The sequence below is a fragment of the Citrobacter sp. NCU1 genome (assembly GCF_010231475.1).
Classification (GTDB): Bacteria; Pseudomonadota; Gammaproteobacteria; order Enterobacterales; family Enterobacteriaceae; genus Citrobacter_D.
In genome coordinates this window covers 1-23,059 of record NZ_NRDO01000026.1, presented here as the reverse complement: position 1 = coordinate 23,059, position 23,059 = coordinate 1, and the positions used below count along the sequence as shown (strand labels likewise).

Annotated in this window: 22 protein-coding genes; 15 read left to right on the top strand and 7 right to left on the bottom strand. The window is 53.1% G+C overall.

Annotated features, from left to right (window positions below; genetic code table 11):
• Nucleotides 1-90 precede the first annotated feature (90 nt).
• A complete protein-coding gene (gene greB, locus CJP72_RS09085) occupies nucleotides 91-564 on the bottom strand; it encodes a transcription elongation factor GreB (RefSeq protein ID WP_162380547.1) in 474 nt (157 codons plus the stop codon).
• Between the two features lie 227 nt (nucleotides 565-791).
• Here greB and ompR point away from each other — a divergent pair, with 227 nt between their 5' ends.
• Together ompR and envZ are read left to right on the top strand one after the other, a co-directional pair.
• On the top strand, nucleotides 792-1,511 hold the full coding sequence (ompR, locus tag CJP72_RS09080) for an osmolarity response regulator transcription factor OmpR (RefSeq protein WP_001157751.1): 720 nt from the start codon (nucleotides 792-794) through the stop codon (nucleotides 1,509-1,511).
• Nucleotides 1,508-2,860, top strand: coding sequence for a two-component system sensor histidine kinase EnvZ (gene envZ, locus CJP72_RS09075; RefSeq protein WP_162380546.1), 1,353 nt, complete (start codon nucleotides 1,508-1,510; stop codon nucleotides 2,858-2,860). The genes ompR and envZ overlap by 4 nt, the downstream gene beginning before the upstream one ends.
• Nucleotides 2,861-2,998: 138 nt before the next feature.
• On the opposite strand, the gene pckA is transcribed toward envZ, so the two are convergent.
• The 5 genes from pckA to igaA all read right to left on the bottom strand — a co-directional run bounded on the left by pckA (nucleotide 2,999) and on the right by igaA (nucleotide 9,201).
• A complete protein-coding gene (gene pckA, locus CJP72_RS09070) occupies nucleotides 2,999-4,618 on the bottom strand; it encodes a phosphoenolpyruvate carboxykinase (ATP) (RefSeq protein ID WP_162380545.1) in 1,620 nt (539 codons plus the stop codon).
• A gap of 401 nt (nucleotides 4,619-5,019) precedes the next feature.
• The gene (hslO, locus tag CJP72_RS09065) at nucleotides 5,020-5,898 is read right to left on the bottom strand and encodes an Hsp33 family molecular chaperone HslO (protein ID WP_162380544.1); all 879 of its coding nucleotides are present in this window, start codon (nucleotides 5,896-5,898) and stop codon (nucleotides 5,020-5,022) included.
• Between the two features lie 24 nt (nucleotides 5,899-5,922).
• On the bottom strand, nucleotides 5,923-6,324 hold the full coding sequence (hslR, locus tag CJP72_RS09060) for a ribosome-associated heat shock protein Hsp15 (protein WP_162380543.1): 402 nt from the start codon (nucleotides 6,322-6,324) through the stop codon (nucleotides 5,923-5,925).
• Between the two features lie 10 nt (nucleotides 6,325-6,334).
• Complete coding sequence (gene yrfG, locus CJP72_RS09055) at nucleotides 6,335-7,003, bottom strand: GMP/IMP nucleotidase (protein ID WP_162380542.1); 669 nt, start codon at nucleotides 7,001-7,003, stop codon at nucleotides 6,335-6,337.
• Between the two features lie 65 nt (nucleotides 7,004-7,068).
• A complete protein-coding gene (gene igaA, locus CJP72_RS09050) occupies nucleotides 7,069-9,201 on the bottom strand; it encodes an intracellular growth attenuator protein IgaA (RefSeq protein WP_162380541.1) in 2,133 nt (710 codons plus the stop codon).
• 322 nt (nucleotides 9,202-9,523) lie between these two features.
• On the opposite strand from igaA, the gene nudE reads away from it, so the two are divergent.
• Entirely contained in the window at nucleotides 9,524-10,084 is a 561-nt protein-coding gene (gene nudE / locus CJP72_RS09045) for an ADP compounds hydrolase NudE (RefSeq protein ID WP_162380540.1), read from the top strand.
• Nucleotides 10,085-10,145: 61 nt separating this feature from the next.
• Here the strand turns inward: nudE and mrcA are convergent, their stop codons facing one another.
• On the bottom strand, nucleotides 10,146-12,698 hold the full coding sequence (gene mrcA, locus CJP72_RS09040; protein ID WP_162380539.1) for a peptidoglycan glycosyltransferase/peptidoglycan DD-transpeptidase MrcA: 2,553 nt from the start codon (nucleotides 12,696-12,698) through the stop codon (nucleotides 10,146-10,148).
• Between the two features lie 120 nt (nucleotides 12,699-12,818).
• Between mrcA and CJP72_RS09035 the strand changes: the two genes are divergently transcribed.
• The 12 genes from CJP72_RS09035 (at nucleotide 12,819) to trpS (ending at nucleotide 22,961) form a co-directional block, all read left to right on the top strand.
• Nucleotides 12,819-13,598: a DNA utilization protein HofM gene (locus tag CJP72_RS09035; protein WP_162380538.1), complete on the top strand. Its 780-nt coding sequence runs from the start codon at nucleotides 12,819-12,821 to the stop codon at nucleotides 13,596-13,598.
• The gene (locus CJP72_RS09030) at nucleotides 13,598-14,137 is read left to right on the top strand and encodes a PilN domain-containing protein (protein ID WP_162380537.1); all 540 of its coding nucleotides are present in this window, start codon (nucleotides 13,598-13,600) and stop codon (nucleotides 14,135-14,137) included. Before CJP72_RS09035 ends, CJP72_RS09030 begins: the two co-directional genes overlap by 1 nt.
• Complete coding sequence (locus CJP72_RS09025) at nucleotides 14,121-14,591, top strand: HofO family protein (protein WP_162380536.1); 471 nt, start codon at nucleotides 14,121-14,123, stop codon at nucleotides 14,589-14,591. Before CJP72_RS09030 ends, CJP72_RS09025 begins: the two co-directional genes overlap by 17 nt.
• On the top strand, nucleotides 14,581-14,985 hold the full coding sequence (locus tag CJP72_RS09020; protein ID WP_162380535.1) for a HofP DNA utilization family protein: 405 nt from the start codon (nucleotides 14,581-14,583) through the stop codon (nucleotides 14,983-14,985). Before CJP72_RS09025 ends, CJP72_RS09020 begins: the two co-directional genes overlap by 11 nt.
• A complete protein-coding gene (hofQ, locus tag CJP72_RS09015; protein WP_162380534.1) occupies nucleotides 14,897-16,135 on the top strand; it encodes a DNA uptake porin HofQ in 1,239 nt (412 codons plus the stop codon). Before CJP72_RS09020 ends, hofQ begins: the two co-directional genes overlap by 89 nt.
• Nucleotides 16,136-16,540: 405 nt before the next feature.
• Complete coding sequence (gene aroK / locus CJP72_RS09010; RefSeq protein WP_042322869.1) at nucleotides 16,541-17,062, top strand: shikimate kinase AroK; 522 nt, start codon at nucleotides 16,541-16,543, stop codon at nucleotides 17,060-17,062.
• 57 nt (nucleotides 17,063-17,119) lie between these two features.
• On the top strand, nucleotides 17,120-18,208 hold the full coding sequence (aroB, locus tag CJP72_RS09005; RefSeq protein WP_162380533.1) for a 3-dehydroquinate synthase: 1,089 nt from the start codon (nucleotides 17,120-17,122) through the stop codon (nucleotides 18,206-18,208).
• A gap of 90 nt (nucleotides 18,209-18,298) precedes the next feature.
• On the top strand, nucleotides 18,299-19,612 hold the full coding sequence (damX, locus tag CJP72_RS09000; RefSeq protein ID WP_162380532.1) for a cell division protein DamX: 1,314 nt from the start codon (nucleotides 18,299-18,301) through the stop codon (nucleotides 19,610-19,612).
• Nucleotides 19,613-19,681: 69 nt separating this feature from the next.
• Nucleotides 19,682-20,518, top strand: a complete 837-nt coding sequence (dam, locus tag CJP72_RS08995) for an adenine-specific DNA-methyltransferase (protein ID WP_162380531.1) — start codon at nucleotides 19,682-19,684, stop codon at nucleotides 20,516-20,518.
• Nucleotides 20,519-20,535: 17 nt separating this feature from the next.
• Nucleotides 20,536-21,213, top strand: coding sequence for a ribulose-phosphate 3-epimerase (rpe, locus tag CJP72_RS08990; protein WP_162380530.1), 678 nt, complete (start codon nucleotides 20,536-20,538; stop codon nucleotides 21,211-21,213).
• Nucleotides 21,206-21,964: a phosphoglycolate phosphatase gene (gene gph, locus CJP72_RS08985; RefSeq protein ID WP_162380529.1), complete on the top strand. Its 759-nt coding sequence runs from the start codon at nucleotides 21,206-21,208 to the stop codon at nucleotides 21,962-21,964. The genes rpe and gph overlap by 8 nt, the downstream gene beginning before the upstream one ends.
• Nucleotides 21,957-22,961, top strand: a complete 1,005-nt coding sequence (gene trpS / locus CJP72_RS08980) for a tryptophan--tRNA ligase (protein WP_162380528.1) — start codon at nucleotides 21,957-21,959, stop codon at nucleotides 22,959-22,961. Before gph ends, trpS begins: the two co-directional genes overlap by 8 nt.
• Nucleotides 22,962-23,059: the final 98 nt, after the last annotated feature.

Sequence of the window (23,059 nt, the reverse complement as noted above, 5' to 3'; positions counted from 1 at the left end):
CTTCATCTACTGAGTAAAAATCAGGGAATAGTTATACGGACTGACTGGCAAAAATGCCAGTCATCCGCCGGGGCTTCGGATTGTTCCTGCTTATTTTACGTATTCGATCGTATTAACGTACCAGCTCGCTTCGCCCGCTGGCGTGTTCACCACGGCGAGATCGCCCACCTCTTTTTTCAACAATGCGCGCGCCATGGGCGAGTCGATCGAGATGTAATCCTTACGGCCGAAAATTTCATCGTACCCGACGATACGAAAGCGACGGATATCACCGTCGTCGTTTTCGATTTCCACCCATGCGCCGAAGAACACTTTGCCTTCCTGTTGTGGGGAGTAGTCGACAATTTTGAGATTTTCCAGACATTTGGTCAGATAACGGACACGGCGATCAATCTCCCGTAGTCGCTTTTTATTATACTGATAGTCGGCATTCTCGCTGCGGTCGCCAAGACTTGCAGCCCAGGTCACTTTTTTGGTGACTTCAGGGCGTTCTTCACGCCAGAGATAATTCAGCTCTTGTTTGAGTTTTTCGTACCCTTCCCGGGTGATCAGGGGCGTTTTCATCTTATTGATTTACCTTCGACTCTGTGATTGTGCGCACAATTCGTATTACGCGACCTAATCAACAGAATAAATAATATGCCGCAAGATTCATTGTATACTTAAGCTGCTGTTAAATATGCTTTGTAACAATTTAGCCTGGAATTCATACCAGAATTCACTGGTGACAAACGTGAGCTTTCTTAAGAATACACACTTACAATTGTTGCGAACCTTTGGGAGTACAAACAATGCAAGAGAATTATAAGATTCTGGTGGTAGATGACGACATGCGTTTGCGCGCGCTTCTGGAGCGTTATCTGACCGAGCAGGGCTTCCAGGTTCGAAGCGTCGCCAACGCTGAGCAGATGGATCGTCTGCTAACCCGCGAATCCTTTCATCTCATGGTACTGGATTTAATGTTGCCAGGTGAAGATGGCCTGTCAATTTGCCGTCGTCTGCGCAGCCAAAGCAACCCGATGCCGATCATCATGGTAACGGCCAAAGGCGAGGAAGTTGACCGCATTGTGGGGCTGGAAATCGGTGCTGACGACTATATTCCTAAACCGTTTAACCCGCGTGAACTGCTGGCGCGTATTCGTGCGGTGCTGCGTCGTCAGGCGAACGAGTTGCCAGGCGCGCCTTCTCAGGAAGAGGCTGTTATTGCTTTCGGGAAGTTCAAACTGAATCTGGGTACCCGCGAGATGTTCCGCGAAGACGAGCCGATGCCGCTGACCAGCGGTGAGTTTGCGGTTCTGAAAGCGCTGGTTAGCCACCCGCGTGAGCCGCTGTCGCGCGACAAACTGATGAACCTGGCGCGCGGTCGTGAATACTCCGCAATGGAACGTTCCATCGATGTGCAGATTTCTCGTTTGCGTCGCATGGTGGAAGAAGATCCTGCGCACCCGCGTTACATTCAGACCGTTTGGGGTCTGGGCTATGTCTTTGTACCGGACGGTTCTAAAGCATGAGGCGAATGCGCTTCTCGCCACGAAGTTCATTTGCCCGCACGTTGCTACTCATCGTCACTTTGCTGTTTGTCAGCCTGGTGACGACCTATCTGGTGGTGCTGAACTTTGCGATTCTGCCGAGCCTCCAGCAGTTTAATAAGGTCCTGGCCTACGAAGTTCGTATGCTGATGACAGATAAACTGCAACTGGAGGACGGCACGCAGCTTGTTGTGCCTCCCGCGTTCCGCCGGGAAATTTACCGTGAGCTGGGAATTTCTCTCTACTCTAACGAAGCCGCCGAAGAGGCTGGCCTTCGTTGGGCGCAACACTATGAGTTTTTGAGTCATCAGATGGCGCAGCAGTTGGGTGGCCCGACGGAAGTTCGCGTTGAGGTCAATAAAAGCTCGCCAGTCGTGTGGCTAAAAACCTGGCTATCACCCAACATTTGGGTACGCGTGCCGCTGACCGAAATCCACCAAGGCGATTTCTCCCCACTGTTTCGCTATACGCTGGCGATCATGCTCATGGCGATAGGCGGCGCATGGTTGTTTATTCGTATTCAGAACCGACCGCTGGTGGATCTCGAACATGCGGCGCTACAGGTCGGGAAGGGCATTATTCCGCCGCCGCTGCGCGAGTATGGCGCGTCGGAGGTGCGCTCCGTAACCCGTGCCTTCAACCATATGGCGGCGGGCGTGAAGCAACTGGCTGATGATCGCACGTTGCTGATGGCGGGGGTGAGCCACGATCTGCGTACACCGTTGACGCGTATTCGTCTGGCCACTGAAATGATGGGCGAAGAGGACAGCTACCTCGCGGAGTCCATCAACAAAGATATTGAAGAGTGCAACGCCATTATCGAACAGTTTATCGACTACCTGCGTACCGGGCAGGAAATGCCGATGGAAATGGCCGATCTTAATGCCGTGCTGGGTGAAGTCATTGCTGCGGAAAGCGGCTACGAGCGCGAAATCGATACCGGGCTACAGCCAGGTATTATTCAGGTGAAGATGCATCCGTTGTCGATTAAGCGAGCGGTCGCCAATATGGTGGTCAACGCGGCGCGCTATGGTAACGGCTGGATTAAAGTCAGCAGCGGGACGGAGCCTCATCGCGCCTGGTTTCAGGTTGAAGATGACGGTCCAGGTATCAAACCGGAGCAGCGCAAACACTTGTTCCAGCCGTTTGTACGCGGCGATAGCGCCCGCAGTACCAGTGGTACCGGACTTGGACTGGCGATAGTGCAGCGTATCGTTGATAACCATAACGGCATGCTGGAGATTGGCACCAGTGAGCGGGGCGGACTCTCTATTCGCGCCTGGCTGCCAGTTCCGATGGCTCGTATTCCGGCGACAATTAAAGACGTGTAGAACATAGGTGTGAAAAAGGGAGGCTAAAAGCCTCCCTTCGTTTTTCTGAATAGCCTGACGGTGCTGCGCTTATCAGGCCTACGTTCGTGTTGTGCCAGGCCGGATAAGGCATTTACGCCGCCATCCGGCACCTTCGACTTACAGCTTCGGACCGGCGCTCACCAACGCCGCACCTGCTGGGGTATCGGTGTATTTCTCGAAGTTCTCAATGAACAGTTTCGCCAGCGCGGTCGCTTTTTCCTGCCACTGTTCTGGTGAAGCGTAAGTGTTACGTGGATCAAGAATGCGGGTATCCACACCCGGCAACTCGGTGGGGATTGCCAGGTCAAACATCGGCAGACTGAAGGTTTCCGCATCGTCCAGGGAACCATTCAGGATGGCATCGATGATGGCGCGAGTATCTTTGATGGAAATACGTTTGCCGGTACCGTTCCAGCCGGTGTTCACCAGGTAAGCCTGCGCGCCTGAGGCCTGCATACGTTTTACCAGCACTTCTGCGTACTGTGTTGGGTGCAGTGACAGGAATGCTGCGCCGAAGCAAGCGGAGAAGGTCGGCGTGGGCTCAGTGACGCCGCGCTCAGTACCTGCCAGCTTAGCGGTAAAGCCAGACAGGAAGTGGTACTGCGTCTGGTTTGCCGTCAGACGGGAAACCGGCGGCAGTACGCCGAACGCATCAGCGGTCAGGAAGATCACTTTGGTCGCATGACCCGCTTTGGAGATCGGTTTGACGATGTTATCGATGTGATAGATCGGGTAAGAAACGCGGGTGTTCTCGGTTTTGGAACCATCATCGAAATCAATGGTGCCATCATCGCGGACCGTCACGTTTTCCAGCAGCGCATCACGGCGGATCGCGTTATAGATCTCCGGTTCAGCCTCTTTAGACAGCTTGATGGTCTTCGCGTAGCAACCACCTTCAAAGTTAAACACGCCGTCGTCATCCCAGCCGTGTTCATCATCGCCAATCAGACGACGTTTCGGGTCCGTAGAGAGGGTCGTTTTGCCGGTACCGGAAAGACCAAAGAAGACCGCGACATCGCCTTTCTCGCCCACGTTGGCGGAGCAGTGCATGGACGCAATGCCCTTCAGCGGCAGCAGGTAGTTCATCACTGAGAACATCCCTTTCTTCATTTCACCGCCGTACCAGGTACCGCCAATCAACTGAATGCGTTCGGTCAGGTTGAAAGCCACGAAGTTCTCAGAGTTTAACCCCTGTTCTTTCCACTGTGGATTGGTGCACTTCGCGCCGTTCATCACGATAAAATCAGGTTTGAAGCTACTCAGTTCTTCATCGCTTGGGCGGATGAACATGTTTTTGACGAAATGAGCCTGCCAGGCAACTTCCGTAATAAAGCGTATAGAAAGGCGGGTATCGGCGTTGGCGCCACAGAATGCATCAACGATGAACAGACGCTTGCCAGAGAGTTGCTGGGTCACCAGACCTTTCAGATGCTGCCAGGTTTCCTGGGCGAGCGGTTTGTTGTCGTTCTTCCCTTTGCCTTTGTCGGACCACCAGAGCGTATCACGCGTGGTGTCATCACGAACAATGTACTTATCCTTTGGCGAACGTCCGGTAAAGATACCGGTATCAACAGCAACGGCGCCGAGGTTCGTTAGCACACCACGCTCATAGCCTTCCAGGGAAGGGTCCAGCTCTTCCTGGTACAGCGTTTCGTAGCTTGGGTTGTAAACGATATCCTGAACGTCATTGATACCATAAGCCTTGAGATCTTGCGGGGTTAAACTGTTAACACGCATTTCACTGCTCCTTAGCCAATATGTATTGCCTGAAATATTAAGGTTTTTTCGGGTTTGTTTAACGCGACAAGGCTCATAGATTTACGCATCTGGAAAAAATCACGATTGATTGAAAACGCTGCGACTCCTGTCACGAAGCGGCGATTATTATGGCAGGAAACACTTTTTTGTTGTGGAAAATGTTCCTAAAACGTTAATCAGAAGTGTATTTGGCGGGAATATTGTGACTGTAATCGCATTCATGGAAGAAAATTACGTAACAACAAAATTTAAATTATCGATTCACGTCGAAATAAAAAGTGAGACGTAGCGGGAAAAATGTGAGGAATGCCGGGCGGCGTTACTGCACACCCGGCCTTTAAAAGGCTCTGTCGCGTCGCCATCCGGCGTTTTATACGCGATTAATGCACTTGCGGATCGGCTGGAGAGGCGTTGCTGCGGATCTCAGCAATATCCATCGCGTTGAACAGATAGTGGCTACCGCAATAATCGCAGTGCATATCGATCTCGCCTTCTTCAGCCAGGATGCTGTCGACTTCTTCATCCGGCAGTGTTTTCAGCGCGCCCGCACAACGTTCACGCGAACAGGTGCATTTAAACTCAACATCCTGCGGATCGTAGAGCGTGACCTCTTCTTCGTGATACAGACGCCACAGTATTTCGGTCGCAGGCAGCGTCAGCAGCTCTTCCGTTTTGATGGTTTCCGTCAGCGTCGCCAGATGATTAAAATCATCCGTCTGAGCATTCTGGGCTGGCATCACCTGCAGCAGCATGCCCCCTGCGGCCGGTTTACCCTCGATGTCGCCCGTGCGAATAAACAGGCGTGTGGGTAACTGCTCAGAGCGCTGGAAATAGTCTTCCAGGCATGCCGCCAGCGTGTCACCTTCCAGACCCACGACGCCCTGGTAGCGTTCACCTTCTTCTGGCGTGATGGTAATGACCAGATAACCGTTGCCGACCAGCGTTTTCAGATCCGCATTTTCAGGAATGTCGCCCTGAACGCGGGCGACGCCACGCATCTGTTGGTTGTTGTTTCCGTTGATCACCGCCAGGTTCATCGGGCCGTCACCCTGCAGTTGCACGGTGATATCCCCCGCAAATTTCAACGTGGCGGTAAGCAGGCTGGTAGCAACCAGCAGTTCGGCCAGCACGGTTTTCACTGGCTGCGGATAACTGTGATTCTCGAGGATCTGTTGCAGGGTTTCCGATACGGTCACCAGTTCGCCGCGTACGGCAAAGTTTTCAAACAGATAACGGTGTAATTGGTCATGTTGCGGCATAATCATCTCTCTTGCAGGTGACAGTCACTCACTGTCGCCGTGTTTAAATCGTAACAGGTCGCGGCGTTCTTTTTTATCCGGGCGCCTGTCCGGGTGCGGCATGGTCAACGCATTAAGCTTACGTGCCAGCGCGACTTTTTCGCGTTTTTCTACGCTTTCCACCGTCTCTTCATACAGTGCGGCGGCTTCGCTTGCCGGGCGACGTTGCTCAGTAATCGCTTTGATAATGACCGTTCGCTCGTCATTACCCTGGCGCAGTGTCAGGGTGGCATTCAGCTCGACAATTTTGCTCGGTTTACTGCGCTGCCCGTTGTAATGCACCTTACCGCCTTCCACCATTTCACGAGCGATGGCACGGGTCTTATAAAAACGGGCAGCCCATAGCCATTTATCCAGCCTGACCTCAACAGAGGGCTTCTCTTTCATGGCGACTCCTTCACATCAGCGAGGGGATCAATCGGCGGTAGTCATTCAGTGACGGATGGCGAGTATACTGCTTTTCCGCGATGCCGGAGTCGGGATTGGTCACGCCGAGGCAGTAACGAATGCCAAATTGGGCGGCGGCGTCAAGAATCGGCTCGCTGTCGTCGATAAACAACGTTTTCTCCGCGTTCATTCCCGTCTCTTCAGCCACAGCGTGCCATAACCGCTGATCCTCTTTGGGATAACCAAATGTGTGGGTAGAAAGTAATAAATCAAGGTGTGAGGCCAGACCGGTATGCTCCAGCTTCACTGCCAGATTGTGTGGGTGCGCATTGGTGAGCAAAATACGGCGTTTACCGCTTGCTTTTAACGCATCCAAAAACGGAACGGTATCATCGCGTAAAATAGCGCGCGGCCCTTGTTCTGTCGTCATGGCGCAGATATCCATCCCCAGCCGTTCGCTCCAGTAATCCAGACAGTACCAGTTTAACGTATGCTGTACGTCTTGATACTGCTGGCGAATAAATTCCTGGGCTTCTTGCGGAGAGATACCGTGCTGCGCGCCGTAGGTTTCCGGCACCAGTTTTTGCCAGAAATAGTTATCGAATGCGAGATCAAGCAGCGTGCCGTCCATATCCAGCAAAACGGTATCCACGTCCTGCCAGGCGATATCAATGTGCATGGGTTCTCTCCTGAGTGAAGCAATGTGCGCGACAGGGTAGCATACCCTGTCGCACGGGCGTGTTATCAGATGAGGCTTTCAGGGGAAGCGATCAGTTTCGGATTCAGGCAGCTTTCGTAGTATTGCTGAATTTCAGTCAAACGGGTGCGATTACGCTGATAGCGTCTGAACGCCTGTATGCCGTTGTATATTGCGCTGCCCAGCATGGTCAGCATCAATAGCGTTGTACCGAGGTAGCGCCACAGTCCTGAACGGTCTGGAATACGGTGCAGGCTGATGTGCTGCGTTCCGTTGGCGTCGGTATAAATACGGGTGACAATCCCTTCAGCGGTAAACGGCGTTTGCATGAGCATTTGGGCTAACCGCTGAAATGCTCCCCATTGCTCCTGAGCCGGATAGTCATACAGTGAAACGGCGGGGTAAATCTGGTCAACCAGATCGCTACCTTCGTCACTGATGATCAGGAATCCCCCCGGCGCGGGGCTGTTTAGCGACTGGGCTGCACGCGCGGTTTCACGCGAAATAAACGGCGCGGTTGAGGTAGTCACCAGATTATCCAGCGACTCCGCGCTGACGGGGCGCAACAGAACATTGACGCCATTGAGCTTACCGGCATTAGCGCGCTTAACCAGCGCATTCCAGTCTTTGCTATTACCGAGGTTCACCAGGGCATTTTTCAGGCGTACACATTCATCTTCAGCGGAGCACAGGTCAGCCGTTTTCAGCACAATGTCACCGAAGTCATCCAATAATACCATGCCAGATTTTTGAATCGCCGAGCGTAACGAGGCGCTGACACGCGAATCATCTTCGGGTTTGGGGTGCAATTGTCGGCTGATGGCTAGGTTTAGCGCCGTCGCTTTATTGACGAGCTCGGACTCCGGCAGTGGCAGGGCCCTGGCGTCATTCCAGATAATTTGCGAGCAATCAAAAGGCATGAACGGGGAGCCAGGCTGCGCGGTCCAGCTTCCTGGCGTATGAATATTGCACATGCCTTTACCGCTCAAATGCAGAGTATCCCCGACGCGAACTTCGGCCTCTTCAAGCTTTTTCACACTGGTGGCTTCAATGGTTTGGGCACCCTTCATCCACGACAGCGTGAATTTGATGGGCATATCCAACGGGATCCAGAACAGCAGCATCAGCAGCACCAGCAGGGAACCGCCGGAGATGACCATACTGCGCAACCAGTGCTGTAGCGGGAAGTTTTTGACTTCGTCATGCAGGGATAAAAAGCGGCCCTGGCGTACAACGTGGCGATCCAGATAAATATCGATATCGGTTTGCTGACCGAGATCTTGCGCGATGTAAGGCTGCCAGTGAGCCGGATAAATCAGGTCAATGATCCCCAGTGAGATATTGTTGATTTGCTCCTGGTTGTTTTCACCAAACAGCCCCCAGCGACGCGGGGTGCCTCTTAGACAGTGGATTTCCCGTAATGCGGTTTTAGAGGGAGGGGCAAGCAATCCCCAGAGACCCGCGGCCGACAACAAAATAGCGCCGCCAACCATCCACGGAACAAAGACATCTGGCGTTATCAGGCAGAAGAAAAACAGCAGGAAAGAAGCGACAATCAGCAATGCCTCACGCAGACCCGCCGGACGGCCCAACGCATATTCCTCATGCGTTTCCTGGCGAATGTTCAGCAGTTCAATTTGTTCACTCTCTTCACCGCGGATCGATGCCTGAGTAGACGCGGTGTGCTGCAACGCATAGCCACGCGTCTCTTGCATGTATTCCTGCAGCGTGTGACCGTTTAGTGAGATAACCAAAGGCAGCTTATCGGTATGGATCAGTTCAACGTTATTTTCGTCATTGATGTACTGTTCCCAGAAAGGAGGCAGATGAACCTCAACCGAATCGAGATAGTATCGCCATTTATTGGGATCGTCGGTGGTAATGCCGTAACGCGTAATCGAATGGGTCAGAACAATTACGTTGTTGCTCTCAGCATTGAGTGTGAGTGACACAGGCGCGGCGCTGGCGCCCGTGGGGCCTGGCACCTGTTGGATTTGGCTGAGATTGTCGAGATAGTTCTCAACGGCGCTGCGCTCTTCCGGCGTCAGCTTACGCGTTGCTGCCCCCGGAAAGGCATTGATCCAGGGCAGGTTTCGCCGCCTGGCTCGTGTCCTGAATAGCCATCCTGCCAGTAGACAGCAGGCCAGCAAAGCAGCTAAAAAAATCAGAATGGTGCTCATGCTTTCCCCATCTTACTAAGTCTGTCAGGCGTGGTCAGTCGCACCCTGTCCAATAAACGTGATTTTGTGGTTGGCTATCGGCAAGTGTGGAGTTGAACTTGAGCATTTTTAAGCGCATCCCATTGAATGCAAATCATAGCAAAACCACCAAATGCGGAATATCAGCAAATTCCTGGAGTTATTTCAACCTATTGACTTTTAATTTGAAATAAGAATTAATTTTAGGTGCGTTGCATAAATGTAAATAAATGGCAATTCACATTGCCGAAACCGTGCTGCATATCGCACAATGGCACCAGATTTCACTGCAAAGACTCTCACGATGAGCAAATCATTACAAAAACCCACCATTTTGAAAGTGGAAACTGTCGCACAATCGCGTCTGTTCAACGTTGAAAGCGTGGACCTTGAGTTCAGCAATGGCGTCCGGCGTGTCTATGAGCGTATGCGTCCGTCCACCCGCGAAGCGGTAATGATTGTGCCTATCGTTGACGGTCACCTGATTCTTATCCGTGAATATGCGGTGGGAACGGAGTCCTATGAACTGGGGTTTTCCAAAGGGCTTATCGATCCCGGAGAGAATGTGTTTGAGGCCGCGAACCGCGAATTAAAAGAAGAGGTTGGCTTTGGTGCGCAGGATCTGACGTTTTTAAAGAAACTGAGTATGGCGCCTTCCTACTTTTCAAGCAAAATGAACATCGTGGTGGCTGAAGGTCTCTATCCGGAATCGCTGGAAGGCGACGAGCCAGAACCTCTGCCGCAGGTACGCTGGCCGCTGGCGCATTTGATGGATCTGCTGGAAGAGCCGGACTTTAATGAGGCGCGTAACGTGAGCGCTCTGTTTTTGGTGCGCGAGTGGTTGAAAGGGCAGGGACGACTGTAGACTGCCATCGGGCAGCGCAATGCAGCAAAAACAAAAAAGGCGCCGAAGCGCCTTTTTTTGATCAGAACAGTTCCTGCGACTCACCATTATCGATAATGGTGGTTCCCACCTCATGCACCGCGTGCTGTGTTGGCTGGGTGCCTTCGATGAAATACTCTTCGCGACTGTTACCGCCGTTGGCCAGTTGACCCGTATTGCGATCGATATTGACCGTCACAATCCCTGGCGGCGGCGTTAGCGGTTGCTCAGGTACGCCTTCCAGAACGGACTTCATAAAAGCATCCCATGCCGGTTGCGCACTCTTCGCTCCGCCTTCATAGCCGGAGATCTGATCTTTGATCGCACCGGACGCCGTCGTGCGACCCAGGTCACGGCGGTGATCGTCAAAACCAATCCACACCGATGTTACGACGCCGGGGCCGTATCCAGAGAACCATGCATCTTTCGAGCTGTTGGTGGTACCGGTTTTACCGCCGATGTCCCGACGTTGCAGGTCGCGCCCCGCTCGCCAACCAGTGCCCATCCAGCCGGGTTCACCGAAGATATTGGTGTTCAGCGCACTTTTTATCAGGAATGCCAGCGGTGTGTTAATCACGTGCGGGGCATACTCCTGTGTACCGCTTTGGGCAACTAACGCCTGATTGGCCTGCTCAAGCTGTGGCATTGGCACGGTGGCGTTTTGCTGCTCCTGAGAAACGGCGACATCTTCGACGTTACTGTTCTCCAGGACGTTCGATTTTTGCGTATCGCCATAAATGACCGGGATATCACACTCCGGGCAGGCAATTTTCGGCTTCGCTTCAAATATGACGCCGCCCTGGTCGGTTTCAATCTTACTGATGAACCAGGGATCGACCAGGAAGCCGCCGTTTGCCATCACGGCATAGCCCCGCGCGACCTGCATCGGTGTGAAGGATGCGGAACCCAGCGCCAGCGATTCGGTATGCACGATGTTTTGCGCCGGGAAGCCAAAACGTTGCAGATACTCTGCTGCGTAATCGACACCCATTGCGCGCATAGCACGTACCATGACCACGTTCTTCGATTGACCGAGACCCTGACGTAAACGGATCGGACCGGCGTACTGCGGCGGTGAGTTTTTGGGGCGCCAGTCAGAACCGGCCCCGGCATCCCAGCGTGAAATGGGGACGTCGTTCAACATGCTCGCCAGGGTTAAACCTTTATCCATCGCGGCGGTATAGAGGAACGGCTTGATATTCGAACCCACCTGACGCAGCGCCTGGGTGGCACGGTTAAATTTGCTTTGGTTGAAGTCAAAACCACCGACCAGCGCCATTACCGCACCGTTTTGCGGGTTAATGGAAACCAGGGCAGAGTTAACATCCGGCACTTGTGCCAGCCACCAGGCATCGCCTACCTGACGAACCCAGACTTGCTGACCGGCTTGTACGGCATCGGTCACTTTACGCGGTGTGGGGCCCTGCTGTGTATCTGAGCGGTACGGGCGCGCCCAACGAACGCCTTCCATACGCAGTGATACCGACGTACCGTCCGCCAGTGTTGCTGTGGCTTCTTGCGGGGTAGCGCTGGTGATCGCGGCCGGGAGCAATGGTCCGTAGGTTGGCAGCGCTTTCAGCGTGTCGGTAATTTTTTTGCTGTCCCAGGCGGTTTCCCCTACTTTCCACAAGACATTTGCCGGGCCGCGATAGCCGTGGCGCATGTCGTAGTCCAGCACGTTATTGCGAACAGCTTGTTGAGCTGCCTGTTGGACTTTGCGGGTGATGGTGGTGTAAATGCGATAGCCATCTTCATAGGCATTTTCACCGTACCGGTTGTACATTTCCTGACGCACCATTTCTGACAAATAGGGGGCAGAAAACGCGATTTCCGGTGCGTGGTAATTTGCATCAATCGCTTCGTTACGCGCCTGATCGTACTGATTCTGGGTGATATACCCTTCGCTCAACATACGGGACAGAACCACGTTACGTCGCGCTGTCGCGCGATCCATCGAATAAAGCGGGTTAAACGTAGAAGGGGCTTTTGGCAGACCGGCAATGACCGCCATTTCACTCAGGCTGAGCTGGTCAACGGTTTTACCAAAATAGACCTGCGCTGCGGCACCCACACCGTAGGCACGGTAACCGAGGTAAATTTTGTTCAGATAGAGTTCGAGGATCTCATCTTTGCTCAGGAGTTGCTCAATGCGGATAGCAAGGAACACTTCCTTAATTTTACGCATTAGCGTCCGTTCCGGACTGAGGAAGAAGTTTCTCGCCAACTGTTGAGTAATGGTACTCGCCCCTTGCGACGCATGACCAGAGAACAGCGCTACGCTTGCCGCACGGAAGATCCCGACAGGGTCCACACCGTGGTGCTCGTAAAAGCGGCTGTCTTCTGTGGCGATGAAGGCTTTCACCATGACGGGCGGCATTTGGTTGAGTGTGACCGGGATTCGACGTTTCTCGCCATACTGCGCGATCAGTTCGCCCTCCGCGCTATAAACCTGCATCGGAATCTGCAAACGTACGTCTTTTAACGTCGCGACGTCAGGTAGTTGCGGCTCGATATAGCGATAGAGACCATAAATCGAGCCTGCTCCCAGCAGGATGCAACATACTGCAAGGATCAATAAATACTTTACGAACTTCACTGGAGATTTCCCATTTAGTGTCATTTGGGCAGTTTATAAACAAACGCGCGGTAGTATAAAGGCAAGCCAGACGCATTGATATACCCGTTAGAGTGACGGGTGATAAGGAGATCATCAGCTATGGCTTTCCGGTTCTGGCAAATAGGCCTTCATATTCAACCGCAGGAGGTACTGGCAGTTGCTGTTGTTCGCAGCGCATCGGGCTGGCTTTTACAACGCTGGTGGCGTATGCCGCTCGACCAGCTCGTCCTCAAAGAGGGTTACATTTGCAATCCTGAACAGCTTGCCGCGACACTTCAACCGTGGAGCCGGGAGCTTCCTCATCAGCACGCCATCCACCTCTCATTTCCCTCCAGCAGAACACTGCAAAGAAGCTTTCCGCGCCCGGCAATGGCGCTGCGGGAACGAGAGCAGACAGCGTGGTTAACCGGTTCGATGGCGCGTGATTTGGACATGGACCCTGACTCCCTACGTTTTGACTATAGCGAGGATACGTTAAGTTCGTCGTTCACTGTGACGGCTGCGCAAAGCAAGGAGGTCTCGACGTTACTGACACTTATGCAAACGCTAAAGGTGCGGGTGACTGCTGTCACGCCTGATGCCTGTGCGTTACAACGATTTATTCCGTATTTAGCGTCGGGACAGCAGTGTCTGGTATGGCGTGATGACGTGCAGTGGTTGTGGGCGACACGCTATGCATGGGGGCGTAAAACCGCCGAAGAGATTTGCAGCCTTGAGGCTCTCGCCGCCGCCTTGTCAATGCCTCCCGACACATTGGTGATGTGTGGCGCAGACGGTTTTGAACCCTGGGAAGCCGTGTCCGTACGCCAGCCCCCCATTCCGCCGCAGGGGCATGCTTTTGCAATCTCCCTCGGCCTTGCAATGGGGGAGATGCGTTGATGAGCCCAGCGATCAATTTTATGCCCTGGCGTCGCTCGCGACGGATGGCGTGTCTGCGATGTTGGGCTGTTTTGTTCGGCGGTTCGCTGCTGTTATTCACCGTTATTGCACTGAGTGTTTGCAGTGTTACAGGGCAGGATGCCAGAACCAACGTGGTTCTGCTGGAAGCCGAGCAAACACGGGCCGCCGCGCTGGCGACGAGAAAGCGGGGTCTGGAACAACAGCACCAACAGCGCCAGCAGGTGTGGCAACGACAAATGCGGCGCGCCCAGATGTGTTGTTGGCAGTCGGTACTGGACGTGATTTCGCATCAGATGCCTGAGCAGGCGTGGTTCACCCGCATGGCTTACCAACAGGAGACGCTTGAGCTGGAAGGAAACGCGCTGACCTTTTCCGCGTTACGTGCGCTGGAAGCGATGTTACGTCATCTGCCGATGTTCGAGTTAAGCAACACTGGAGCAACACGACAGGATGCTCAGGGACGCTGGCAGTTTCACTATCAGTTAAAAAAGAGTGTGTTGCATGAACGCTCTCTTTGATGCCTGGTGCGTGCTAGCGCCCCGAACCCGAATTCTCTGCTGGAGTGCCGGGAACGTCTGTCTGGGGAGCCTGCTCTTTATATGCCTGTTTTATTTGGGCGGGCCAGCGCTTCGCGTACAGCGAGAAGCATTAGTTCAGCAGCGGGCAACCGTGCAACAGCAGTGGAGATCACAGTACCGACAGATGGCATCGGTCGGTGAGGCCCGCATTGCTCCAGATGAAAAGCTTCTTCCTTTTTCTCCGCTGGATTTTCAGACGTCACATCGTCGTCTTGTTCACTGGTTGCCTTCTGCAGAAGGCGGCGAGATGGCATTGACCTCGATCTGGGAGGCGATTCCTGACGTCTTTGTTCGACTGGCGGCATGTGGGATGAGCGTACGTCGGTTTTCACTGAACGTGGAAAAGTCAGCGTTATTGCTGACGTTGGAACTGGAGCGTCTGAATGAGGAGTAAACGCTGGCTGTTGGTTTGCCTTTCTCTGGTGACGCTGACGGGTATGCGTGATCCTTTCAAACCACCAGAAGACCGTTGCAAGACGAGTGAACTCTTGCAATGGCGCTTTCAGGGGGCGGTAAGTCAGGGGGGAAAACTGATCGGCATTGTCAAAGACAGTCAGCAGAAATGGCACCGGGTGGAGCCTCTCGAGCCACTGGATAACGGGTGGCGAATTTCCCAACTGACAACACAAACGTTGACGCTCGAACTTGGGGAAAACTGTGAGCCATCACAGTGGCAGTGGCAACGACAAGGAGAAAGGGATGAAACTATGGATGGCCGCCGCGCTGATGACCGTCATGCAGACAGCGCAAGCGGGAAAAGCGCAAAACGTAACGCTAATGGTGGATGACGTTCCGGTGGCTCAGGTGTTGCAGGCGCTTGCAGAACAGGAGCAGAAAAATATGGTGATCTCGCCGGACGTGAGTGGATCGGTGTCACTCCATCTGACGGAGGTTCCGTGGGCGCTGGCGTTGCAAACCGTAGCGAAAAGCGCCGGGCTAGTGTTACGCCAGGAAGGGGTGATTTTGCATGTTCAGACGGCGGCCAGGCAGCAAGAAATGATGGCGCGTCAGGAGGCTGAACGGGCGCAGCAGCAGGCAACAATGCCACTGGAAAACCGCAATATTCCTCTGCAATACGCCGATGCGACAGAGTTGGCGAAAGTCGGTGAAAAACTGCTGAGTACAAAAGGCAGCATCACGGTGGATAAGCGTACCAACAGGTTATTGCTTCGCGATAACACGGTTGCGTTGACCACGTTAGAGAAATGGGTGGAACAGATGGATTTGCCTGTCGCACAGGTTGAGCTGGCGGCGCATATTGTCACCATTAACGAAAAGAGTTTACGTGAGCTGGGCGTTAAATGGACGCTTGCGGATGCCCAGCAGGCTGGAGGCGTGGGAGATGTGACCACGATGACCACCGATCTCTCCGTTGCCACGGCGACGACGCGCGTTGGGTTTAACATCGGACGCATTAATGGGCGACTGTTGGATCTGGAGCTTTCGGCGCTGGAGCAAAAGCAGCAACTCGACATTATCGCCAGCCCACGCCTGCTCGCTTCGCATTTACAACCGGCAAGTATCAAGCAGGGGAGTGAGATCCCCTATCAGGTTTCCAGCGGTGAAAGCGGCGCGACTTCTGTGGAATTTAAAGAAGCGGTGTTGGGGATGGAGGTGACACCGACAGTGTTACAGAAAGGGCGCATTCGTTTGAAGCTACGCATTAGTCAGAATATGCCCGGGCAGGTGTTGCAACAGGCCGATGGCGAAGTGCTGGCCATCGATAAACAGGAGATCGAAACCCAGGTTGAGGTGAAAAACGGTGAAACGTTGGCGCTGGGCGGTATTTTTTCTCAAAAGAAAAAATCAGGCAAGGATAGTGTCCCATTGCTAGGGGATATTCCCTGGCTTGGCCATTTTTTTAGCCACGATGGTAAAGAAGATGAACGACGTGAACTGGTGGTGTTCATTACACCCAGGCTGGTATCGACAGAGTGATTTATGCATAAAATACCGTTGTTTTTACGCTGAACACGTTTCAGGGATTTGACGTGGGGGTGTATTTAGCATACAAGGAGTACCGATTTGAGAGTCAGTACTTTTCGTTGCTTACGCACCCGTGATTACTCTTCGCCTTTCAAGCGGCAAAATAGTTGGCTGGTTTCGTGTTATCTGACTTCGCGATGCGTCGCTGGGTTCGGTGTTTATGAGACTGCTGGTTTGCCGCGACCGGAAATGCACGGGGTTTGGTAATTTATTCAGTTGCCAAACCAGCTTGAGTATTGAGATAATTTTCAGCCTGACTCTCGCAATATCTTATGAGGTTTCAGTTCATGTCCTGCTGCGCTGGGTATCTGCGAAGCGGGTTTATCATTAACGAATAGTCTTAGTAGTACCGAAAAAATGGCAGAGAAACGCAATATCTTTCTGGTTGGGCCTATGGGTGCCGGAAAAAGCACTATTGGGCGCCAGTTAGCTCAACAACTCAATATGGAATTTTACGATTCTGATCAAGAGATTGAGAAACGAACCGGAGCTGATGTGGGCTGGGTCTTCGATGTAGAAGGTGAAGACGGCTTCCGCGATCGTGAAGAGAAGGTCATCAACGAGTTGACGGAAAAACAGGGTATTGTGCTGGCAACCGGCGGTGGCTCTGTAAAATCACGTGAAACCCGTAATCGTCTCTCCGCGCGTGGCGTCGTGGTCTATCTTGAAACGACGATCGAAAAACAACTTGCGCGTACGCAGCGCGATAAAAAACGTCCGCTGTTGCAGGTCGAAGCTCCGCCTCGTGAAGTTCTGGAAGCGTTGGCCGACGAACGCAATCCTCTGTATGAAGAGATTGCCGACGTGACCATTCGTACCGACGATCAGAGCGCCAAAGTCGTAGCAAACCAGATTATTCATATGCTGGAAAGCAACTGATTCTGGCTTAATACACACTTGCCTGCGGGTACAAGTCATTAAGGTGGATGTCGCGTCATGGAGAGGATTACAGTCACTCTCGGGGAACGTAGTTACCCTATCACCATCGCGGCTGGTTTGTTTAACGAACCAGCTTCATTCTTACCGCTGAAATCGGGCGAGCAGGTTATGTTGGTCACCAACGAAACTCTGGCTCCTCTTTATCTTGATAAGATTCGCGGCGTACTTGAACAGGCGGGTGTTAACGTTGATAGCGTTATTCTTCCCGATGGCGAGCAGTATAAAAGCCTGACGGTGCTTGATACGGTCTTTACGGCTCTGCTGCAAAAACCGCACGGTCGCGATACCACGCTTGTAGCCCTTGGTGGCGGCGTGATTGGCGATCTGACCGGTTTTGCTGCGGCGAGCTATCAGCGCGGCGTCCGTTTTATCCAGGTTCCAACGACCCTGCTGTCGCAAGTTGACTCCTCCGTTGGCGGCAAAACCGCTGTAAACCATCCCCTCGGTAAAAACATGATTGGCGCGTTCTATCAGCCTGCTTCCGTGGTGGTGGATCTCGACTGTCTGAAAACGCTTCCCGCGCGTGAATTGGCGTCGGGTCTGGCGGAAGTCATCAAATACGGCATCATTTTGGATGGGGCGTTCTTCAGCTGGCTGGAGGAAAATCTGGATGCGTTGTTGCATCTGGATGGCGCGGCGATGGCGTACTGTATTCGCCGTTGTTGTGAGCTGAAAGCAGAAGTTGTTGCTGCAGACGAGCGCGAAATGGGCTTACGTGCTTTACTGAATCTGGGGCATACGTTTGGTCATGCCATCGAAGCCGAAATGGGTTATGGCAATTGGTTACACGGTGAAGCCGTCGCAGCAGGTATGGTGATGGCTGCGCGTACCTCAGAACGTCTGGGTCAGTTTAGTGCAACTGATACACAGCGCATTATTGCGTTGCTTGCGCGGGCTGGATTACCTGTTAAAGGGCCTCGCGAGATGTCCGCTCAGGCGTATCTGCCGCACATGCTGCGTGATAAAAAAGTGTTGGCGGGCGAAATGCGTTTAATTCTCCCGCTGGCAATAGGGAAGAGTGAAGTCCGCGGCGGAGTGTCGCACGAAGTGGTTCTTAGCGCGATTGCTGATTGCCAGCAGGCGTAACAACAAGAAAGGTCAGACCGCAATTATTGGGTCTTTTAGCTTCAGGTTAACTGCAACGTTGTAAGCATTAACCTTTGAGTGGGGTGTTAAATGGATGAATTCAAACCAGAAGACGAGCTGAAACCCGATCCCAGCGATCGTCGTACTGGTCGTTCTCGTCAATCTTCTGAACGTGGTGAGCCGCAGATCAACTTTGATGATGTCGATCTGGATGCGGACGATCATCGCCCGACACGTGCGCGTAAAGACCGCAATGAGGAGCAGGATGTCGAGCCTGAAGAAGATTACGAATCCGATGATGATGCGGTGGATGATGAAGAGCGTGTAGAGCGTCGTCCGCGCAAGCGCAAAAAAGCGGTCAGTAAACCGGCTTCCCGTCAGTACATGATGATGGGTGTTGGGGTTCTTGTGCTGCTGCTGTTGATTATCGGAATCGGCTCTGCGCTGAAGGCTCCTTCAACCTCCTCTTCAAGCGAGCAAACCGCTTCTGGCGAGAAGAGTATCGATCTTTCTGGCAATACCGCCGATCAAGCGAATGCAACCCAGCCTGCGCCGGGTGCAACATCTGCTGAGCAAACCGCCGGTAATGCACCGCAAGATGTCTCCTTGCCGCCAATTTCGTCCACGCCGACCGAAGGTCAAGCGCCTGCAACGACTGAAGGCCAGCAACGTGTTGAAGTTCAGGGCGACCTGAACAATGCGCTCTCGCAGCCGCAAAACCAGAGCCAGGTTAACAATGTGGTGGTTAACTCCACTCTGCCGACTGAACCGGCGACAGTTGCGCCAATTCGTAACGGCAATGCGACGCGTCAGGAGACGACCGAACCTGCAGCTCGTACCACCACTACGCGTCCGGAACGCAAACAGGCAGTGATCGAGCCGAAGAAATCGCAGACTACGGTGAAAGCGACGGCCACTGAACCGAAACCTGTCGCGCAGGCGAAAACCACTGCTCCGGCGACAACGACGAAAGCCCCTGCAGTAACATCTGCACCGGCTACAACGGTTGCCCCGAAAGCAACAGCCAGCACGACGTCCGCACCTGCTCAAACAGCACAACCTACGCAAACTGCACCGACGGCTGCTGCGACAACAACCGCCGCTGGTGGGAAAAGTGCAGGTAACGTCGGCTCGTTAAAATCTGCGCCGGGTAGTCATTACACCCTGCAGCTCAGCAGCTCCTCTAACTACGACAACCTGAACAGTTGGGCGAAGAAAGAGAACCTGAAAAACTTTGTGGTGTATCAGACGACGCGTAACGGTCAACCGTGGTATGTTCTGGTCACGGGCGTGTATGCCTCGAAAGACGATGCGAAACGTGCGGTGTCTACACTGCCAGCCGATGTGCAGGCGAAAAACCCGTGGGCAAAACCGTTGCATCAGGTTCAGGCCGATCTGAAGTAATGTTATTAAAGCGCAGGATGCTGTCGGAGCTTTCTCCACAGCCGGAGAAGGTGTAATTAGTTAGTCAGCATGAAAAAAAATCGCGCTTTTTTGAAGTGGGCAGGGGGGAAATACCCCCTGCTTGATGATATTAAACGGCATTTGCCACCGGGTGAGTGTCTGGTTGAACCCTTCGTGGGTGCCGGGTCGGTGTTTCTCAACACCGACTTTTCTCGTTATATCCTCGCCGATATCAACAGCGACCTCATAAGCCTCTATAACATCGTGAAGTCACGTGCCGATGAGTATGTGCAGGCTTCCCGTGAGCTGTTTACCCCTGAGACAAATCAGGCTGAGGTTTACTATCAGTTCCGCGAGGAATTCAACGCTTGTCAGGATCCGTTCCGCCGTGCGGTACTGTTTTTGTATCTGAACCGTTTTGGCTATAACGGACTGTGCCGCTATAACCTGCGCGGGGAATTTAACGTGCCGTTTGGCCGTTATAAGAAGCCCTACTTCCCGGAAGCGGAGTTGTATCACTTTGCCGACAAAGCGAAAAATGCAGAGTTTCATTGCCTTTCATATGAAGAGTGCATGGATCGTGCGGATGCAGACTCAGTGGTCTATTGTGATCCGCCTTATGCGCCGCTTTCTGCGACGGCGAATTTTACCGCTTATCATACCAACAGCTTCAGCCCCAGAGAGCAGGCGCATCTGGCAGAGATGGCAGAAAAGCTGGTCAGTAAGCGGATCCCAGTGTTAATTTCGAACCATGACACGCCCGATACCCGTGAGTGGTATAAAGCGGCGAAACATTTTCAGGTTAAAGTGCGGCGCAGTATAAGCAGCAACGGCGGCACACGAAAAAAGGTGGACGAACTGCTGGCTCTGTACCAACCAGGAGTCGTTTCGCCCGCGAAAAAATAATTCTCAAGGAGAAGCGGATGAAACAGTATTTGATTGCCCCCTCAATTCTGTCGGCTGATTTTGCTCGCCTGGGTGAGGACACCGCGAAAGCACTGACTGCCGGTGCTGATGTCGTGCATTTTGATGTCATGGATAACCACTATGTGCCGAATCTGACGATCGGACCGATGGTGCTGAAATCCCTGCGTAAATACGGTATTACAGCGCCTATTGACGTACATCTGATGGTGAAGCCGGTTGATCGCATTGTGCCGGATTTCGCCGCCGCAGGTGCCAACATCATTACTTTTCATCCGGAAGCTTCCGAACACGTAGACCGTACCCTGCAACTGATAAAAGAGCATGGTTGCAAAGCCGGCCTGGTCTTCAACCCGGCTACGCCGCTCAGCTATCTGGACTACGTGATGGACAAGCTGGATGTGATCCTGTTGATGTCCGTTAACCCGGGATTCGGCGGTCAGTCCTTCATTCCACAGACGCTGGAGAAGCTGCGTGAAGTGCGTCGTCGTATCGATGAATCCGGCTACGACATCCGTCTGGAAGTGGATGGCGGCGTCAAGGTGGACAACATCGGTGAAATCGCGTCGGCTGGCGCGGATATGTTTGTGGCTGGCTCTGCCATCTTCGACCAGCCAGACTACAAAAAAGTGATAGATGAAATGCGCCGTGAACTGGCGAAGGTAAGTCATGGATAAATTGCAGAATATTCGGGGCGTTGCATTTGACCTCGACGGGACGCTGGTCGACAGCGCACCGGGATTAACCGCTGCGGTAGATATGGCGTTGTATGCGCTGGAACTGCCGACGGCAGGTGAAGAGCGCGTTATTACCTGGATTGGTAACGGCGCAGATGTTCTGATGGAACGCGCACTGACCTGGTCTCGCCAGGAGCGGGCAATGCAGCGTAAGACAATGGGCAAACCGCCTGTTGATGACGATATCCCTGCTGAAGAACAGGTGCGTATTTTGCGTAAGCTGTTCGACCGTTATTATGCGGATGTGGCAGAAGAGGGGACTTTCCTGTTCCCCAACGTTGCGGATACGCTGGGTGCATTACATGCCAACGGGTTACCGTTAGGTCTGGTCACCAACAAGCCGACGCCATTTGTTGCGCCTCTGCTGGAAGCGCTGGATATCGCCAAATATTTTAGCGTGGTCATCGGTGGTGACGACGTGCAGAACAAAAAACCGCATCCGGACCCGCTACTGCTCGTCGCAAGCCGCATGGGTATTGCGCCTGAGCAAATGCTTTTCGTGGGCGATTCACGAAATGATATTCAGGCAGCGGCTGCCGCAGGCTGTCCGTCTGTGGGACTGACGTATGGCTATAACTACGGTGAAGCGATTGACCTTAGCCAGCCTGACGTTGTTTACGACAGTATTAATGACCTTCTGCCCGCTCTCGGGCTTTTGCAAAGCGAAAATCAGGAATTGAAAAATGACTAAGCCCATCGTTTTTAGTGGCGCACAGCCCTCAGGTGAATTGACCATTGGCAACTACATGGGTGCGCTGCGTCAGTGGGTGAACATGCAAGATGATTTCCACTGCATCTACTGCATCGTTGACCAGCATGCCATCACCGTGCGTCAGGATGCGCAGCAGTTGCGTAAAGCGACGCTGGATACGCTGGCGCTCTACCTTGCGTGCGGTATCGATCCTGAGAAAAGCACCATTTTCGTTCAGTCCCACGTTCCGGAACATGCGCAACTGGGTTGGGCATTGAACTGCTACACCTATTTCGGCGAACTGAGCCGTATGACGCAGTTCAAAGATAAATCAGCGCGTTACGCAGAGAACATTAACGCCGGTCTTTTTGATTATCCGGTTCTGATGGCGGCTGACATTCTGCTGTACCAAACCAATCAGGTTCCGGTCGGTGAAGATCAAAAACAGCACCTGGAGCTGAGCCGCGACATCGCCCAGCGTTTTAACGCCATCTACGGCGATATCTTCAAAGTGCCAGAGCCGTTCATTCCGAAATCCGGTGCACGCGTGATGTCGCTGCTGGAGCCGACGAAAAAGATGTCTAAGTCGGACGACAACCGTAACAACGTGATCGGCCTGCTGGAAGACCCGAAATCTGTTGTGAAGAAAATCAAACGTGCGATGACCGACTCCGACGAGCCGCCAGTGGTGCGTTACGACATCCAGAATAAAGCCGGTGTTTCTAACCTGCTGGATATCCTCTCTGCCGTAACCGGCCAGAGTATCCCTGAGCTGGAACAACACTTCGAAGGCAAAATGTACGGCCATCTGAAGGGTGAAGTGGCGGACGCGGTTTCCGGTATGCTGACTGAACTGCAGGAGCGTTATCACCGCTACCGCAATGATGAAGCATTCCTGCAGAAAGTGATGAAGGAAGGGGCTGAAAAGGCCAGTGCCCGCGCTTCCGTCACCCTGAAAGCGGTATATGAAGCGATCGGTTTTGTCGCAAAACCGTAATTCAATGACGCTGCTAAAAACCGGGTGAATCCCGGTTTTTTTTGTCTATAGAAAACCCCCAGCTAGGCTGGGGGTTCAGTAAAGCTTTCAGCTTTGAG